Annotated in this window: 15 protein-coding genes; 9 read left to right on the forward strand and 6 right to left on the reverse strand. The window is 60.9% G+C overall.

Going from position 1 to position 16,560, the window contains the following annotated elements; all coding sequences use genetic code 11:
* Positions 1-22: 22 nt before the first annotated feature.
* Both PSH97_RS05920 and PSH97_RS05925 read left to right on the forward strand, forming a co-directional pair.
* The gene (locus tag PSH97_RS05920; protein WP_305423108.1) at positions 23-301 is read left to right on the forward strand and encodes a DUF1145 domain-containing protein; all 279 of its coding nucleotides are present in this window, start codon (positions 23-25) and stop codon (positions 299-301) included.
* Entirely contained in the window at positions 294-1,052 is a 759-nt protein-coding gene (locus PSH97_RS05925) for a collagen-like triple helix repeat-containing protein (RefSeq protein ID WP_305448464.1), read from the forward strand. Before PSH97_RS05920 ends, PSH97_RS05925 begins: the two co-directional genes overlap by 8 nt.
* Before the next feature lie 34 nt (positions 1,053-1,086).
* Here PSH97_RS05925 and PSH97_RS05930 read toward each other — a convergent pair whose 3' ends face one another.
* A complete protein-coding gene (locus PSH97_RS05930) occupies positions 1,087-1,545 on the reverse strand; it encodes a CopD family protein (RefSeq protein ID WP_305448465.1) in 459 nt (152 codons plus the stop codon).
* 99 nt (positions 1,546-1,644) lie between these two features.
* Here PSH97_RS05930 and dinG point away from each other — a divergent pair, with 99 nt between their 5' ends.
* The 5 genes from dinG (at position 1,645) to pdxH (ending at position 9,674) form a co-directional block, all read left to right on the forward strand.
* The gene (gene dinG, locus PSH97_RS05935) at positions 1,645-3,789 is read left to right on the forward strand and encodes an ATP-dependent DNA helicase DinG (protein WP_305448466.1); all 2,145 of its coding nucleotides are present in this window, start codon (positions 1,645-1,647) and stop codon (positions 3,787-3,789) included.
* Between the two features lie 96 nt (positions 3,790-3,885).
* On the forward strand, positions 3,886-6,408 hold the full coding sequence (locus PSH97_RS05940; RefSeq protein WP_305448467.1) for a beta-galactosidase: 2,523 nt from the start codon (positions 3,886-3,888) through the stop codon (positions 6,406-6,408).
* A gap of 226 nt (positions 6,409-6,634) precedes the next feature.
* Positions 6,635-7,780 (forward strand): serine hydrolase domain-containing protein, encoded by a 1,146-nt coding sequence (locus PSH97_RS05945; RefSeq protein WP_305448468.1) that lies wholly within the window; start codon positions 6,635-6,637, stop codon positions 7,778-7,780.
* A 112-nt stretch (positions 7,781-7,892) separates the two neighbouring features.
* The gene (locus PSH97_RS05950) at positions 7,893-9,002 is read left to right on the forward strand and encodes an OmpA family protein (protein ID WP_305448469.1); all 1,110 of its coding nucleotides are present in this window, start codon (positions 7,893-7,895) and stop codon (positions 9,000-9,002) included.
* A gap of 24 nt (positions 9,003-9,026) precedes the next feature.
* Entirely contained in the window at positions 9,027-9,674 is a 648-nt protein-coding gene (gene pdxH, locus PSH97_RS05955) for a pyridoxamine 5'-phosphate oxidase (RefSeq protein ID WP_305448470.1), read from the forward strand.
* A gap of 5 nt (positions 9,675-9,679) precedes the next feature.
* Here pdxH and PSH97_RS05960 read toward each other — a convergent pair whose 3' ends face one another.
* Positions 9,680-9,916 carry a hypothetical protein gene (locus tag PSH97_RS05960; protein ID WP_305448471.1) on the reverse strand — a complete coding sequence of 79 codons (237 nt, stop codon included), beginning with the start codon at positions 9,914-9,916 and terminating at the stop codon, positions 9,680-9,682.
* Between the two features lie 169 nt (positions 9,917-10,085).
* Between PSH97_RS05960 and PSH97_RS05965 the strand changes: the two genes are divergently transcribed.
* On the forward strand, positions 10,086-10,550 hold the full coding sequence (locus tag PSH97_RS05965; protein ID WP_305448472.1) for an outer membrane lipoprotein: 465 nt from the start codon (positions 10,086-10,088) through the stop codon (positions 10,548-10,550).
* A 64-nt stretch (positions 10,551-10,614) separates the two neighbouring features.
* Here the strand turns inward: PSH97_RS05965 and PSH97_RS05970 are convergent, their stop codons facing one another.
* From PSH97_RS05970 to nhaA, 3 genes are all read right to left on the reverse strand, one after another.
* Positions 10,615-10,866 (reverse strand): pyocin S6 family toxin immunity protein, encoded by a 252-nt coding sequence (locus PSH97_RS05970; RefSeq protein WP_305448473.1) that lies wholly within the window; start codon positions 10,864-10,866, stop codon positions 10,615-10,617.
* An 11-nt stretch (positions 10,867-10,877) separates the two neighbouring features.
* Positions 10,878-12,068: an S-type pyocin domain-containing protein gene (locus tag PSH97_RS05975; protein ID WP_305448474.1), complete on the reverse strand. Its 1,191-nt coding sequence runs from the start codon at positions 12,066-12,068 to the stop codon at positions 10,878-10,880.
* A 121-nt stretch (positions 12,069-12,189) separates the two neighbouring features.
* Positions 12,190-13,377, reverse strand: coding sequence for a Na+/H+ antiporter NhaA (gene nhaA, locus PSH97_RS05980; RefSeq protein WP_305448475.1), 1,188 nt, complete (start codon positions 13,375-13,377; stop codon positions 12,190-12,192).
* A gap of 248 nt (positions 13,378-13,625) precedes the next feature.
* On the opposite strand from nhaA, the gene PSH97_RS05985 reads away from it, so the two are divergent.
* A complete protein-coding gene (locus PSH97_RS05985) occupies positions 13,626-14,723 on the forward strand; it encodes a PLP-dependent cysteine synthase family protein (RefSeq protein WP_195840152.1) in 1,098 nt (365 codons plus the stop codon).
* Between the two features lie 143 nt (positions 14,724-14,866).
* On the opposite strand, the gene PSH97_RS05990 is transcribed toward PSH97_RS05985, so the two are convergent.
* Positions 14,867-16,480 (reverse strand): NAD(P)/FAD-dependent oxidoreductase, encoded by a 1,614-nt coding sequence (locus PSH97_RS05990; protein ID WP_305448476.1) that lies wholly within the window; start codon positions 16,478-16,480, stop codon positions 14,867-14,869.
* Between the last annotated feature and the right edge of the window lie 80 nt (positions 16,481-16,560).

The following is a 16,560-nucleotide window of genomic DNA, read 5'->3' on the forward strand; positions in this document are numbered from 1 at the left end:
ATAATTCTCAACGAGGCAGCGTATGAAGGTGTTTTGGGGGCTGGGGAAGTTGTTGACCCTGCTGTTCTGGTTGGTGGCGCTGGTCAATCTGCTCATACCGTTTGTTCATCCCTTTCACCTGCTGATCAATTTTGCAGGCAGTGTGTTGGCAGGGCTCCATCTTCTGGAGTTGGTGTTCTGCAACCGTAGCCTCAAAGGTCGAGCCCACCCTTGGCGTGATCGTCTGAAGATTGTCTTTTTTGGCGTTTTCCACCTGCAAACCATTCCGGCCCCGGCCGCTTCGAAGGCCTCCCATGCGTAAACTCTGTCTGCTCGCTGCACTTATCAGCCCATTGGCCTGCGCGCAGGTGGTGAGCGTCGAAACCAACTCGCTGATGCGCTTGCCCAACACCGCCAGTACCTTGCAACTGGAACGCCTGGAAGTCGCCGATTACGGCACCTTGCTGATTCCCTCGAACGTGACCGAAGTGACGGTCGGTGAGCTGCACCTGGGACGTGACGCGCGGATTGCCATTGTGCCGAGCGAGCAGGCTCTGGCGTTGAAGGTCAGCCGAGCCGAGTTGGCCGAAGGCAGCCAGATCACTGCACGGGGCGCGCCGGGGACTTACCTCAAGGCCGCTCGCTCCGGGCGCAATCTGGATTTGCAGATCAACGCGTTGAACGCGCCGCAATTGTCGGTAGACGCTCGCGGTGGCGCGGGCGCCCCGGGGTTTGTCGGCCTCGACGGCGCCAACGGTCAAGCACCGGGTTGCACCTGGGGCCAGGCCGGTCGCGGCGCCGATGGCAGTGATGGCAGTAATGGCCTGCCGGGCGCGCCAGGGGCGCTGGTTCGGCTGCAAGTGCCGCGTGATTACCCCGCTGAGCAGATCAAGGTGGAGATTGCGGGTGGGGAGGGTGGTGCGGCAGGGCCCGGTGGAAAACCAGGGGCGGGCGGCAAGGCCAAGGGCTGTTTCGTCTATAAAGCCGATGGCGGCAAGAGTGGCCGCCCCGGTGCCGATGGCCAGCCGGGGCCTGCGGGAGTGGCGGGTTCGGTGACGATTCAGCGGTTGTAAGCCCTCAAGCGATCGTTCCCACGCGTGGGAACGATCACGGCCGAGCTGCAGCAATCGCCACCAGCACCAATCCGACCACCAAATTAATCCCCACCAACCGACGAATCCTGCCCAGCACCGCCGCACCTGTCGGCCAGTCCTGAGCCGTCACCGCCGTGCGCAGTTCCGGCAGCAACAACGCCTGAATCCGGATAAACAGCGCCGTCATCACCACATACAATCCCATCATCACCTGCACATACCGCGGCGCCGCTTCAAATCCGGCGAACTGCAGATGAATCATGCCCACGCCACTGATCGGCAAAAGCACCACCGCGATCCAGACCCAGCGGAAAAAACCTTGAAACACTTCCACCCACAACTTCAACCGGGCAGGGCCTTCCAGCGCCTTCATCGCCGCGGGGCGCAAGACCATCCAGGCGAAAAACATGCCGCCGACCCACACCAGGGCGGCCAGGACATGCAGGGTATAAACGATGCCAAAAGGTGTCATTGAGGTACTCCGTTCTGCGCGGGATTAATTAGCGGGGTATGATAGCGGCCGAACCGAACTACTGAAAATTTATCCAGCCTTTTTTGCGCCCGACAATCCATGATCAGCACCGAACTCAAAACCACGATCCAGGGCGCCTACTCGCGTTTTCTCGAAGCCAAGAGCCTCAAGCCGCGCTACGGCCAACGCCTGATGATCGCCGAAATTGCCAAGGTCCTCGGTGACATCGACACCGACGACGAAGGCCGGCGCAGTGGCGACCCCGCGATTGTCGCGGTGGAAGCCGGCACCGGTACCGGCAAAACCGTGGCCTACAGCCTGGCGGCCATCCCCACCGCGAAGGCCGCCGGCAAGCGTCTGGTGATTGCCACGGCCACCGTGGCGCTGCAAGAACAGATCGTCTACAAGGATTTGCCCGACCTGATGCGCAACAGCGGGCTGAATTTCAGCTTCGCCCTGGCCAAGGGCCGCGGGCGCTACATGTGCCTGTCCAAGCTCGACATGTTGCTCCAGGAAGGTCACGCGCAGACTGCCACCGCGCAGCTGTTCGAAGAGGAAGGCTTCAAGATCGAGGTCGATGAGGCCAGCCAGAAGCTGTTCACCAGCATGATCGAGAAGCTCGCCGGCAATAAGTGGGACGGCGATCGCGACAGTTGGTCGACGGCGCTGGAAGACGCCGACTGGGCGCGCCTGACCACCGATCACAGCCAGTGCACCAACCGTCATTGCCCGAACTTCGGCCAGTGCGCCTTCTACAAGGCCCGCGAAGGCATGGGCAAGGTCGACGTTATTGTCACCAACCACGACATGGTCCTGGCCGACCTCGCTCTGGGCGGCGGCGCGGTACTGCCCGACCCGCGTGACACCATCTACGTGTTCGACGAAGGCCATCACCTGCCGGACAAGGCCATCGGTCACTTCGCTCACTACACGCGTTTGCGTTCCACCGCCGACTGGCTGGAAACCACCGCCAAGAACCTCACCAAACTGCTGGCCCAGCACCCGCTGCCGGGCGATCTGGGCAAGTTGATCGAGCAGGTGCCGGAACTGGCGCGGGAGATCAAGACCCAGCAGCAGTTCATGTTCAGCGCCTGCGAGCAAGCCGCCGACTTCAAGCCCGGCGAAGACGTCGAAGGTCGCGAGCGGCCACGCCACCGTTTCGTCGGCGGGGTGATTCCCGAGCACATGCGCGAAATGGGTATTGAGCTGAAGAAGGGCTTTGCCCGGCTGACCGACCTGTTCACCCGGCTCACCGAACTGCTCAAGGAAGGCATGGACGGCGAGGTCAATATCGGCATCGCCAGCAACCAGGCCGAAGAGTGGTATCCGCTGTTCGGCAGCCTGTTGTCCCGATCTTCGGGCAACTGGGAGTTGTGGACGGCCTTCACCGTCGAAGACCCGGAAGACAACCCGCCCATGGCCCGCTGGCTGACCCTGGCCGAAAGCGGTTCGCTGTTCGACATCGAGGTCAATGCCAGCCCGATCCTTGCGGCGGACATGCTCCGGCGCAATCTGTGGAACGTGGCATACGGGGCGCTGGTGACATCGGCGACCCTGACCGCTCTCGGCACCTTCGACCGCTTCCGCATGCGTGCCGGCCTGCCTAAAACAGCCGTCACCGCGGTGGTCCCGAGTCCGTTTCATCACGCCGACGCCGGCGTGCTGCGGGTGCCGGACCTGAAAGCCGACCCGCGTGACGCGCCGGCCCACACCGCGGCGATCATTCGCGACCTGCCGCAACTGGTAGAAGGTTCACGTGGCACCCTGGTGCTGTTCTCGTCTCGCAAGCAGATGCAGGACGTGTTCGACGGTCTGGACCGCGACTGGCGCAAGCAAGTGTTCATTCAAGGCAACCTGTCGAAGCAGGAAACCCTGAACAAGCACAAGGCGCGGGTTGATGGCGGGGATTCCAGCGTGCTGTTCGGTCTGGCGAGTTTCGCCGAAGGCGTGGATTTGCCCGGTGCCTACTGCGAGCACGTAGTAATCGCCAAGATTCCGTTCTCGGTACCTGACGATCCGGTCGAAGCGGCGCTGGCGGAATGGATCGAGGCCCGCGGTGGCAATCCGTTCATGGAAATCTCCGTGCCGGACGCCTCGTTGAAACTGGTCCAGGCCTGCGGTCGCTTGCTGCGGACCGAAGAAGACCGCGGCACCATCACCTTGCTCGACCGTCGTCTGGTCACGCAGCGCTACGGCAAAGCTATTCTCAATGCATTGCCGCCATTTCGTCGTGAAATTTCCTGATGCACCGGTGGGCAAATAGGCCCACCGCGTTGTCTACCTCACTGCCACCGCTGTTCCACTGGCCCATTGATGGTCGCTTGGGAGAACCACGTTCCTATGATTCGCCGTTCGTTGCCTGCTGTTTTTGCCTTGATGTTCGCAGCGCCTTTGCTGGCGGCCCCTGCCGGCCAGCAAACGCTGTTCAACTTTGTGCGTCCCGCCGACGTGGTTCAGGTGGCGACCCAGGACGCCAGCCTGCCGCAATCCAATGCGGAGCAAACAGCTGAAGGCGAAGTGCTGCGCCGTGTGACCTTCAACCCGGTCGCCCAGCCGACCTTGCGCCTGACGCCGCAGACCGGTGCCTGGGACTGGTCGCAGTCGGGCGTCATGAGCTTGCGGATCCAGAGCGCGATGAACTGGGCCGTGACCCTGTACGTGAAAATCCAGAGCAATGACGGCAAGACCCTGGTCAGTCGTGTCGATCTGCCGGCCGGTCCTGCGCAAACCCTGCTGGTGCCACTGCAGCCGAGTTCACCTTTGAGCCAGGGCATGAAAGCCGGCCCGCCGATGCCGATCAACTTCGAAGGCCAGCGTGTATTGCTGGCCAGCAGCGCCGGTGAACTGGACCGCAGCCAGGTGGTGTCGGTCACTTTGTCGATGGATCAGCCGAAAGTCGCCCAAAGCATCCTGCTCGAACGCTTCGGCGTGCAGGACGGCGAGGCTGTCACCAAGGCTGTTTATGGCGGATTGGTGGACGCCTACGGTCAATCGACCCGGGCCAAATGGCCGGAGAAGGTCAGCAGCGACGAGCAATTGAAATCCGCCGCCGCCAAAGAACAGCAACAACTGAAAACCTGGCTGGCCGAGCGCGAGAAGCAGTCCCTGGACACGTTCGGCGGCTGGACCAAAGGCCCGGCGTTCAAGGCCAGCGGCTTTTTCCGCACCGAAAAGCGTGACGGCCGCTGGTACCTGGTGACCCCGGAAGGGCATCCGTTCTATTCACTCGGCGTCAACAGCGTGAACCCGAGCGTCAACCAGACCTACGTCGCCGGTCGCGAGTGGATGTTCGAGTCCCTGCCAAAACCCGACGAGCCCCTTGCCAGCTATTATGGCGAAGGCGACAACCGTGGCGGCAATGGCGCCGATCAGGGCCGAGCCTACAACGCCGGTCGCTGGTACGATTACTATGGCGCCAACCTGCAGCGTCTGTATGGCAAACCTTGCGCACCGGGCAGCGACACCAAGGCCGGTGTCGCCGAAGCGGCCAAGGCTGATGCGGTCGAGGCGACGGCCGATAAGGCCGCCGAGCAATCAGTCGCTCCTGCGCAGACCGAATCCGCGGCCGGGGTTGCCGAAGCGGCCAAGACCGGCGCCGTTGAAGCATCAGTCGAAAAAGCGGCCGAGCAAACGGCCGCCGAACCCTGCAAAGTGGTTTTCGACGAACAACGCTGGGCCAGCCATACCCTGGATCGCCTGCAAGCCTGGGGTTTCAACACCCTCGGTAACTGGAGCGCACCGGTGTTTGGCAACGCCGACCGAGTGCCATACACCTTGCCGCTGTCGATCGTCGGCGATTACGCCAGCATCAGCACCGGTACCGATTGGTGGGGCGGCATGCCCGACCCGTTCGATCCGCGTTTCGCCATGGCCACCGAGCGCGCCGTGGCCATTGCCGCCCGCGACCATCGCGACGATCCATGGCTGATCGGTTACTTCGCCGACAATGAACTGGCCTGGGCCGGTCCCGGCGATGACCCGAAGGCCCGTTACGCGCTGGCCTACGGCACTTTGAAAATGACCACCGATGTGCCGGCCAAACGTGCCTTCCTCAAACAACTGCGTGACAAGTACCGCAACCAGGCGGGCCTTTCCAAAGCCTGGGGCATTGATCTGCCGGCTTGGGAATTGATGGAAGACCCCGGCTTCGTACCACCGCAGCCGAGCGCCGAATACCCGGAGATCGAAGCCGACTTCAAATACTTCCAGAAAGTGTTCGCCGACACCTACTTCAAAACCGTTTCAGATTCGCTCAAATGGCATGCGCCGAACCAGTTGTTGTTGGGCGGTCGTTTTGCCGTCAGCACCCCGGAAGCCGTCGAGTCCTGCGCGCAATACTGCGACGTGTTGAGCTTCAATATGTACACCCTGCAACCCCAGGACGGTTACGACTTCGCCAGACTGCGCAGTCTGGACAAACCGGTGCTGATCACTGAGTTCAACTTCGGCTCGACGGATCGCGGCCCGTTCTGGGGCGGCGTGACGCAACTGGCGAAAGAAGAAGACCGCGGCCCGGCCTACGCCAACTTCCTGAAACAAGCGATGAGCGAACCGTCGATTGTCGGGGTGCACTGGTTCCAGTACCTCGATCAACCGGTGACCGGTCGCCTGCTGGATGGCGAGAACGGTCACTTCGGGCTGGTGGGTATTACTGATCTGCCGTTCCAGGGCTTTGTCGACGCTGTGCGCAAAAGCAACTTGCAGACTCTCGATCAACTCGGCAAAGAGGCCGAGAAGGCCAAAGCCGAGGCGGAAAAAGCCACCGAGAACCATGAGGGCGAGGGTAGCAAGCAAGGCGCTACCGCCAAAGATGCGAAGCAGGGCGCAGGCCATGCGGGCGGGCATTCAGGTAATGGTCATTAACCGCTGAGCGCGCGTTATCGTTCTTCGCGGGCAAGCCTCGCGCCTACAGGGATTGCGCAATCCCTGTAGGCGCGAGGCTTGCCCGCGAAGGCGTCCACAAAGACGCCGTTAATTTCTGATCCAATCCATGGGCGACTGACCGCCCGGCCCGACCCTGTTCCCAAAACCCTCAAGGGCTGGAACAATGCGGGCCACTTTGTAGAGCGTTTATCCGGGAGAGTTGCGGGTGCAGATTCAGGGTCATTACGAGCTTAAGTTCGAAGCGGTGCGCGAAGCTTTTGCGGCGCTGTTCGACGATCCTCAGGAGCGTGGCGCGGCGTTGTGCATCCGGATTGGCGGTGAAACCGTTCTCGACCTCTGGGGCGGTACCGCCGGCAAGGACGGCCTTGAGGCCTGGCACAGCGACACCATCGCCAACCTGTTTTCCTGCACCAAGACCTTCACCGCCGTAACCGCGCTGCAACTGGTGGCCGAAGGCAAGCTGCAACTGGATGCTCCGGTCGCCCGCTACTGGCCCGAGTTCGCTGCCGCCGGCAAAGAATCCGTGACCCTGCGCCACTTGCTCTGCCATCAGGCCGGTCTGCCTGCGCTGCGCGAATTGCTGGCGCCAGAAGCACTTTACGACTGGCAGACCATGGTCGATGCCCTGGCCGCCGAAGCCCCCTGGTGGACGCCGGGAGAAGGTCACGGTTATGCGGCGATCACTTACGGCTGGCTGGTCGGTGAGTTACTGCGTCGCGCCGACGGTCGTGGGCCGGGCGAGTCCATCGTGGCGCGAGTCGCGAAGCCGTTGGGGCTGGACTTTCACGTCGGCCTTGCCGACAAAGAGTTCCATCGTGTGGCGCACATTGCCCGTAGCAAGGGCAACCTCGGCGATGCCGCGGCCCAGCGCTTGCTGCAAGTGACCATGCGCGAACCGACAGCCATGACCACCCGGGCCTTCACCAACCCGCCGTCTATAATGACCAGCACCAACAAACCGGAATGGCGGCGCATGCAGCAGCCGGCCGCCAATGGCCATGGCAATGCCCGCAGCCTGGCCGGGTTCTACGCCGGGTTGCTCGACGGCAGCCTGCTGGAAAGCGAAATGCTCGAGGAGCTGACCCGCGAACACAGCGTTGGCGAAGACAAGACTTTATTGACCCGGACCCGATTCGGCCTGGGTTGCATGCTCGATCAACCGGACGTACCCAACGCCACCTACGGCCTCGGCCCACGGGCATTCGGTCACCCGGGCGCCGGCGGCTCCATCGGTTTTGCTGACCCAGAATACGATGTGGCCTTCGGCTTTGTGACAAATACCTTGGGGCCGTACGTCCTGATGGATCCACGAGCGCAAAAGCTTGTGCGAGTACTGGCCACTTGTCTGTAAATCACGCTTAAGGGGGCCAGGGCCGGAACCCGAAAGCCTTTGTGGTTTCAAAGCGCTGTTTATCCGGGGCAACCCGGTCTGATTTTTCATTATTTCATTTTGTGGATATCCCATGTCATCCAATAAAACTCTTGCCCTGGCCCTGTGCTTCGCTATTACCGGTTGCGCACAAACCCCACAAAATGACGCAGACGGCGGCAGCTGGTGGCCGTTCGGCTCTTCCGACAAGGTTGCGACCAAAGACCCGGCCCCGGCCACGCTGAAACCTGCTGCAACAGCACCCGTCGCCAAGGCTGACAGTGCATCCCCTTGGTACTGGCCGTTCGGTTCCGATGACGCTGCCGACAAAGTGGCCAAACTGGACGTGAAACCGGAAGTTAAACCTGAAGTTAAACCTGAAGCCAAGCCGGCCGTTGCAGCCAAGGCTGAAGCCGATGCCAGTGGCAATTGGTGGTGGCCGTTCGGCGGCAAGGAGCAGAGCACCGCCAAAGCCGTGCCGATGCCCGACCCGAAAGTCACCCAGGCCTGGCTCGACGACTACGAACCGCGTCTGCGCGAAGCGATCAAGGACAGCAACCTGAAACTCGAGCGTCGTGAAAACGTGCTGGTCGTCACGGCCCCCGTAGAAGGCTCGTTCAACCCTGATCGTCCGGCCATGCTGCTGCCGGTGACCCTCGGCCCGTTCACCCGTGTCGCGAAAATCCTCGAAGTCGATCCAAAGACTGCCGTGCTGGTACTGGGTCACAGTGATACGTCGGGCGCCGCACCGGCCAACGTCAAGCTGAGCCAGGAACGCGCCCAGGCCGTGGCGGCGATCTTCCGCCTCAGCGGTCTGCAGCGTGATCGCCTGATGCTGCGCGGCATGGGTGGTGAGGCTCCGCGTGCCGCCAACGACAGTTCTGAAGGTCGTGCCTTGAACCGTCGCGTCGAGCTGTTGGTGACGCCGGCAAATACCATGGTCGCGTTGCTGAGCAAGTACAACATGCCGGCTCCGGCACCGGTGAAAACGATGGTCGCTGCGCAAGACATCAAGCCAGTGGCCAAGCCTGTGACCCCGGCGCCTGCTGCGAAGAAAGCGTCTGTGCCGACGACGAAAAAGGCACCGGCCAAGAAAGCGGCTGCCAAGGCACCAGCCAAAAAAGCCGTCGTGAAAAAGACTGCGCCGGCCAAAGCTGCTGCCGACACCAAGAAAGTCGCTGTCGCCGATGACACAAAGAAGTGATTCGTTAACCAAAAGGAATGCGCCATGACCCGGCCCTTGGCAGATATGCGTCGCGACTACACCCGAGATGGCCTGACCGAGGCGCAAGCCCCGGCAGAGCCGTTCGCGCTGTTCCATCAGTGGTTTGCCGATGCGGTTAAAACCGAGCAGGTGCCGGTGGAGGCGAATGCCATGACGCTGGCCACCGTCGATCAGGACGGTCGGCCGCATTGCCGCATCTTGCTGCTCAAGGGCCTGGACGAGCAGGGCTTCACCTTCTTCACCAACTACGAAAGCGACAAGGGTCAGCAACTGGCAGCCAATCCATTTGCGGCCATGACGTTCTTCTGGCCAGCCCTGGAGCGCCAGGTGCGCATCGAAGGGCGGGTGGTGAAGGTCACGCCTGAAGAGTCCGACGCCTACTATCAGGTTCGTCCTCTGGGCAGCCGCCTCGGTGCCTGGGCCTCGCCCCAGAGCCGGGTGATCGCCGATCGCGGCGAACTGGAAGCGTTACTCAAGAACACTGAGCAACGTTTCAGCGACACTCAGCCCCATTGCCCCGAGCACTGGGGCGGTTATCGCTTGCTACCCGAGCGCATCGAATTCTGGCAGGGCCGTCCGAGCCGTCTGCACGATCGCCTCAACTACCGCTTGCAAGGCTCCGACTGGGTTCGTGAACGCCTGGCCCCTTAAACAGTCTACCGATCGGGATACCTTGCCGCAGCGGCCTCCAGCCACTGAGGCAGGTCCCGCCGCTTGATCTTCTGCGTTTGAGCGCTCGCCAGTTGCTGGAGCATAAAGGCTCTTTTCTGTTCGTCTTTACCCGCCAGTGATAACGCCAGATCTCGGTCCATCCAGCGTTTGATCCGCACGTAAAGCCACCCATGGAAGTACAAGCCGGCGACCGTCGTGACGACAATGATGAAGTAATCCATGAAAATCCTTGGGTCAGCGGCGCAGATTTTGTAATTTGACGCTACTGTGTGCTGAGTTCGAAAAAGTGCCTGTATCGGGCCTGAATGAAACCAATTTTATCCGGGCAATGCCGTGACAGGCGTCAAGCTGCGGAGTTTAATGGATACCTGTCCTATGGAGTTTGATGCTATGCGTAAGTCTGTTCTGCTGGTTGCTTCCTTTTCCACGATGGCGATGTTGCTCTCCGGTTGCCAATCGAGCCTGACCGGTGACTCCTACTCCCGTGACGAAGCGCGTCGTGTGCAGACGATTCGCATGGGTACCATCGAAGCCCTGCGTCCGGTGAAAATCGAAGGCACCAAAACCCCGATCGGCAGCGCCGCCGGCGCAGTCGTGGGTGGTGTCGGCGGTAGCGCCATCGGTGGCGGTCGCGGCAGCATCGTCGCAGCGGTCATCGGCGCTGTCGCCGGCGGCCTGGTGGGTTCGGCTGCCGAAGAAGGCCTGACCCGTACGCAAGGCGTTGAAATCACCGTGCGCGAAGACGATGGCAGCATGCGCGCCTACGTGCAGCAAGTTCAGCCAAACGAAGTGTTCCGCGTGGGTGAGCGGGTGCGGATCGCTACGGTTGATGGCACCAGCCGCGTTACGCACTAAGCGGAAGCGGGTAAAACAAAACCCCGATCAGGTGACTGGTCGGGGTTTTGTTTGTTAAGGATTGTCACGACGCGGCGCGGGCGCCTATGAAATATTCCAACCCCTCGGGGAAGTCGACTTCTAGTAGTTCTGCAATCTGTAGGATTTGAGCACCTGTCAGCTCCAGCTCTCCAGGCTCTATTTCTTCCAGTTTTTTTGACTCGGTCAATTGAGCCAATGCCTGGTTCAATTCATAGTCTTTGATGGTCAGTTGGAACTGCAGCGAGTCATCTTGTTTTTCATCGGGGTAAAAACCGGTGATGGATAGGTAGCGCATAATTTTTCTCTTCAGTTTCTTGAGGTTCTTCTACCAGGCTTTGCCTTTTTAGTTTGCTCGCCGGTTACGTGATTGAATTCGCCCAAATGCACTCCGAATTTATCGTAAAGCTCTACAGCACCGCTTTTGGAGTCCCACTCATATATACGGCCTCTGCGGTCTAGCCATCGGGCTCGTTTTTTGCCTCCACCTCGAACTGAAACCTTCGGTTTTACGGGGAATGCATCAGGGAAGCCTGGGAGGGTTTCCGGATCATCGTAGTACTTATGATCCCCCGGCATGCTCATCACTACATAAACCGGATTTACCCCCGAACCAACCGGAAACACAAGAATGAAATCCTTGTACTCAGGCGGATAAACCGGATTCACGATGATGCTATCCGCCGCTTTCGTCGGCGGATAAACCCAAATATGCGGCGCCTTCGGCGCAGCCTCCAGCGCTGGAATACCGAGGATGTCGGAACCATCCACGGCCGGTGTCCAGATCAGCTCAACACCATCCCCGAGATCCGCCACCTGCTGACTGCCGCGCAAGCTGAACTGCACGACATCGACCATTTCCCAGTCGCGGTTCTTACCGGTGTAGAAACCATATCCCTTGAGACTGCCGTCAGCTTGTTGCTCGACTTTCAGTCGAACGCGGGTGCGGGCCTGCTTAAGGGCGCGCAGTTGATCTTCGGTATAGAGCGCGCTGTCACCCAGGCTTGGGGTCCAGAACAGCGCGACCACCGTGGCCAATGCGGTGGCCCCGGCGGCACTGATTGTTGCGACCGGGGCAGCGAGCGCCGGGGCACTCAGTGCAAGTCGACCAATGCCGAGCGAGAGGGTACTGCCGCTGATAGTTTCGAGATTCAGCAGCCCTGCATCATCTGCTTCACGGGCGCCGAGCCAGGCGACTTCTCCGTAGTCCTTGAGGCTGTCGGTGGGCACCATGCCCGAAGGATTCGAATAGTCGATGATGGCGTCCGGCAGCTTGCAGGACTTGGCGAAGACGCATCCGGCGCGAACGGATTCGTCCTTTTTGGCAACGATCTCACGACTGCGCTCGAAGGCGTCTTGCCTGGCGAGCATCGCATCGTAAGCGTTTTGCCTGGCGTCCCGCTCGGCCAGTTCGGTGGCCGTCATGAACCGGTGAGTGACGTGATGTCCGTCGCCGGACGGTGGGTTTTTAACCCGGGGGATGTCCTTGTTGCCAGCCACTGATTGTCCTTTCGTTCGTCCATCGGCAACCCCCGAAAGAGGGGCTGCGCGACGTTAACGAACGTGGCTGATCGTGGCTGTAGGACGAATCCTGAATGTCGCTAAGAGTGTTCTCTATCGTTCAGGACTGCAGCACAGTGCTCTTGCGACTCGCCGCCGCCGTCACCGCATAACCGATCAATGCCGCCAGAATCGAACCGGTGAGAATCCCCATCCGGTCCATTCCGGCGTATTCACTGCTGCCGGGCACGAAGGCCAGGGAACCGACGAACAGGCTCATGGTGAAACCGATACCGCAAAGGATCGCCACGCCCAGCACCTGGCCCCAGTTGGCGCCTTGGGGCAGGGTGGCGATGCCGATTTTTACCGCCAGCCAGGTCAGACCGTAGACACCGATGGTCTTGCCCAGCAGCAGGCCGACGGCGATGCCCATTGGCACGTCGTGGGTGAAGCTTTCGACGGTCACGCCGCTCAGGGACAGGCCGGCGTTGGCGAAGGCAAACAGCGGCAGAATGCCGTAGGCCACCCACGGATGCAGGGCATGTTCCAGGGTCAGCAGCGGCGAAGGCTCGGCGTTTTTCGTGCGCAGTGGAATGCAGAAGGCCAGGGTCACGCCGGCCAGCGTGGCGTGCACGCCGCTCTTGAGCACGCAGACCCAGAGGATCAGCCCGATGATCATGTACGGCCCGAGCTTGACCACGCCGAGTCGATTCATCCCGATCAAGGCCGCGATGCAGGCAGCGGCCAGTGCCAGGGACAAGGTCGACAGCGCGCCGGAATAGAAGATCGCGATGATGATAATCGCGCCCAGGTCGTCGATGATCGCCAGGGTCATCAGGAACAGTTTCAGCGACACCGGCACGCGTTTGCCCAGCAGGGCCAGCACGCCGAGAGCGAAGGCAATGTCGGTGGCCGTAGGGATGGCCCAGCCACTCAGGGCGGACGGGTTGTCGCGGTTGAGGAACCAGTAGATCAGCGCCGGCACCACCATGCCGCCAATCGCCGCCGCGCCGGGCAGGACGATTTGCGACGGTTTAGACAATTGGCCGTCGAGGACTTCGCGTTTCACTTCCAGGCCGATCAACAGGAAGAACAGGGCCATCAGGCCGTCGTTGATCCACAGCAGTAGTGGCTTGGCGATTTTCAGCGCGCCGATCTGTGCCACCACGGGGGTGTCCAGCAGGCCGCTATACAGCCACGACAGCGATGAATTGTTGATGATCAGGGCGAGGACAGCGGCGGCGATCAATAACAGACCGCTGGCAGCTTCCAACTGAAAGAAACGCGTGAACGTGCTACGCAGAGGCAAGGTCGCTCTCCATCGATGAATTCAAAAGGTGGCACACCCTAACCCGTACCGTTAGTTGTTAAAACAAAAGTTATATTCTTTTTTGTTATATGCCGTTACAACGCGGACGGTCAGCAAAGGCCTGAGCCTAGCAGTTGCCGGACGTATTGGACCTCAGCTGTATCTGTGCATGATGTAGGTTCTTTCCTAAGCTTGTGGGCTGAGCCTTGCGACAAGGCCGACTCTTCGCCTGATTCAACGAGAAAACCATCATGAGCGACAACCGACAGTGGGCCCGCGAAGCCATCCGGATCATCGAAGCCGACTTCCAGCGCAGCGCCGACACCCACCTGATCCCCTTGCCGCTGCCGGGGTTGCCGGGCATCGAGTTGTATTTCAAGGATGAGTCGAGCCACCCCACCGGTAGCCTGAAACATCGGTTGGCGCGCTCGTTATTTCTCTACGCCCTGTGTAACGGCTGGCTCAAACCCGGTGCGCCTGTGATCGAAGCCTCCAGCGGTTCGACGGCGATTTCCGAGGCGTACTTCGCCCGGTTGCTGGGGTTGCCGTTCATTGCAGTGATGCCCGCGACCACGTCCAAGGAAAAGATTGCTCAGATCGCTTTCTATGGGGGCAAGAGCCATCTGGTGGACGATCCGACGCAGATCTACGCCGAATCCGAGCGCCTGGCTCGCGAACACGATGGGCACTTTATCGACCAATTTACCTACGCCGAACGCGCCACCGACTGGCGGGCGAACAACAACATCGCCGAATCGATCTTCCAGCAGATGCGTTTCGAACAACACCCGGAACCGAGCTGGCTGATTTCCAGCCCCGGCACCGGCGGCACCACCGCCACGCTCGGTCGTTACGTGCGCTATCGCCAGCACTGCACCCGCGTGCTGTGCGCCGATGCCGAGCGTTCGGTGTTCTTCGATTATTACCAGACTGGCGATGCCAGTCTGCGCCTGGATTGCGGGTCACGGATTGAAGGCATTGGCCGGCCACGGGTGGAGGCGTCGTTCCTGCCCAAGGTGATCGATGCGATGGTCAAAGTGCCGGACGCGTTGTCGCTGGCGGCCATGCATTACCTTGCGCAGCGTTTGGGGCGACGGGTTGGCGGGTCGAGCGGGACCAACCTGATCGGCGCCTTGATGGCCGCCCAGCAGATGGTGGCGGCGGGGGAGTCGGGGTCGATCGTGGCGATTCTGTGCGATGGCGGCGAGCGCTATGCCACCACCTATTACGATCAGGCCTGGCTCAAAGCCCAGGGGTATGAGTTGAGTGGTTTGATGGATGCCGTGGCGGCGAGTGTCGAGCGCGGCGAGCCATTGCCGGCCAGCGTGTTGCGCGCAAATATCTAAGATTTTTCAGACGCTGAAGACCATGTGGGAGCCGGGCTTGCCCGCGATGACGGATTCAAATTCAACAGAAATGTTGACTGATCCACCGCTATCGCGGGCAAGCCCGGCTCCCACAGGTTTTGTGTTATTTCGGTGATTTCGTGTTAGGCCTCGAGGCCAAGGATGTCTCGGGCCACGGCTTCGGCAATCCGAATCCCGTCGACGCCCGCCGACAGGATCCCGCCCGCATAACCTGCGCCTTCACCGGCCGGGAACAAGCCCTTCACGTTCAGGCTTTGCATCGACTCGTTACGGGTAATCCGCAGCGGTGATGACGTGCGCGTCTCGATCCCGGTCAATACCGCGTCGTGCAACGAGTAGCCACGAATCTGCTTTTCGAACGCCGGCAAGGCTTCGCGAATCGCTTCGATAGCGAATGCCGGCAAAGCCAGGGCCAAATCGCCCAAGGCAACGCCCGGCTTATAGGAGGGCTCGACGCTGCCCAATTCAGTGGATGGCTTGCCTGCGATAAAGTCGCCGACCAATTGCGCTGGCGCTTCGTAATTGCTGCCGCCCAGCACAAAGGCGTGGGATTCCAGGCGTTCCTGCAACTCGATGCCAGCCAGCGGGCCGCCCGGGTAATCGACTTCCGGGGTGATCCCGACGACGATTCCGGAGTTGGCGTTGCGCTCGTTACGCGAGTACTGGCTCATGCCATTGGTGACCACGCGATTCGGCTCGGAGGTCGCCGCCACCACGGTGCCACCCGGGCACATGCAGAAGCTGTAGACCGAACGACCGTTGCTGGCGTGGTGCACCAGTTTGTAATCGGCGGCGCCGAGTTTCGGGTGCCCGGCGTATTTGCCCAGGCGCGCGCGGTCGATCAGTGATTGCGGGTGTTCGATGCGGAAACCCACCGAAAACGGTTTGGCTTCCATGTACACGCCGCGGCTGTGCAACATGCGGAAGGTGTCCCGGGCGCTGTGGCCGAGGGCCAGAATCACGTGTTTCGAGTGGATCTGCTCGCCGCCATTGAGCTCGACGCCGACCAGTTGGCCGTCCTCGATCAACACATCGGTGACGCGCTGCTGGAAGCGCACTTCGCCGCCCATGGCGCGAATCTGCTCACGCATGTTTTCCACTACACCGGTCAGACGGAACGTACCGATGTGCGGCTTGCTGACGTAAAGGATTTCTTCCGGCGCGCCGGCCTTGACGAACTCGTGCAAGACTTTGCGACCGATGAATTTCGGGTCCTTGATCTGGCTGTAGAGCTTGCCGTCGGAGAACGTCCCCGCGCCGCCTTCACCAAACTGCACGTTGGATTCGGGGTTGAGCACGCTTTTGCGCCACAGGCCCCAAGTGTCCTTGGTGCGCTGGCGAACTTCAGTGCCGCGCTCGAGAATGATCGGCTTGAAGCCCATCTGCGCCAGCAGCAGCCCGGCGAAGATCCCGCAGGGGCCGAACCCGACCACGATCGGACGTTGGCTCAGGTCGGCCGGCGCCTGGCCGACCACTTTGTAGCTGACATCCGGCGCCACGTTGACGTTACGGTCATCGGCGAATTTGTGCAGCACCGACGCCTCATCGCGAACGTTGAGGTCAATGGTGTAGATGAAGCACAGTTCGGAGGACTTTTTGCGCGCATCGTAGCTGCGCTTGAACAAGGTGAAGTCGAGCAGGTCATCACTGGCGATGCCCAGGCGCTGCACGATGGCAGGGCGCAGGTCTTCTTCGGGATGGTCGATCGGCAGCTTGAGTTCGGTGATTCGTAACATGACGGGATCCGGTTCGCGGGGCGCACAACTGCGCCAAGGCGTTTGAAGCCCGCGATTATAAGCCTCAAAGGATGATTCCC

Origin of the sequence: Pseudomonas cucumis, from assembly GCF_030687935.1 — a bacterium.
Lineage (GTDB): Bacteria > Pseudomonadota > Gammaproteobacteria > Pseudomonadales > Pseudomonadaceae > Aquipseudomonas > Aquipseudomonas cucumis.

What these genes read in the sequence shown, in the direction of transcription:
- PSH97_RS05920 (WP_305423108.1), top strand. Translation starts at nt 23, where the DNA reads ATGAAGGTGTTTTGGGGGCTGGGGAAGTTGTTGACCCTGCTGTTCTGG.
- PSH97_RS05925 (WP_305448464.1), top strand. Translation starts at nt 294, where the DNA reads ATGCGTAAACTCTGTCTGCTCGCTGCACTTATCAGCCCATTGGCCTGC.
- PSH97_RS05930 (WP_305448465.1), bottom strand. Translation starts at nt 1,545, where the DNA reads ATGACACCTTTTGGCATCGTTTATACCCTGCATGTCCTGGCCGCCCTG.
- dinG (WP_305448466.1), top strand. Translation starts at nt 1,645, where the DNA reads ATGATCAGCACCGAACTCAAAACCACGATCCAGGGCGCCTACTCGCGT.
- PSH97_RS05940 (WP_305448467.1), top strand. Translation starts at nt 3,886, where the DNA reads ATGATTCGCCGTTCGTTGCCTGCTGTTTTTGCCTTGATGTTCGCAGCG.
- PSH97_RS05950 (WP_305448469.1), top strand. Translation starts at nt 7,893, where the DNA reads ATGTCATCCAATAAAACTCTTGCCCTGGCCCTGTGCTTCGCTATTACC.
- pdxH (WP_305448470.1), top strand. Translation starts at nt 9,027, where the DNA reads ATGACCCGGCCCTTGGCAGATATGCGTCGCGACTACACCCGAGATGGC.
- PSH97_RS05960 (WP_305448471.1), bottom strand. Translation starts at nt 9,916, where the DNA reads ATGGATTACTTCATCATTGTCGTCACGACGGTCGCCGGCTTGTACTTC.
- PSH97_RS05965 (WP_305448472.1), top strand. Translation starts at nt 10,086, where the DNA reads ATGCGTAAGTCTGTTCTGCTGGTTGCTTCCTTTTCCACGATGGCGATG.
- PSH97_RS05970 (WP_305448473.1), bottom strand. Translation starts at nt 10,866, where the DNA reads ATGCGCTACCTATCCATCACCGGTTTTTACCCCGATGAAAAACAAGAT.
- PSH97_RS05990 (WP_305448476.1), bottom strand. Translation starts at nt 16,480, where the DNA reads ATGTTACGAATCACCGAACTCAAGCTGCCGATCGACCATCCCGAAGAA.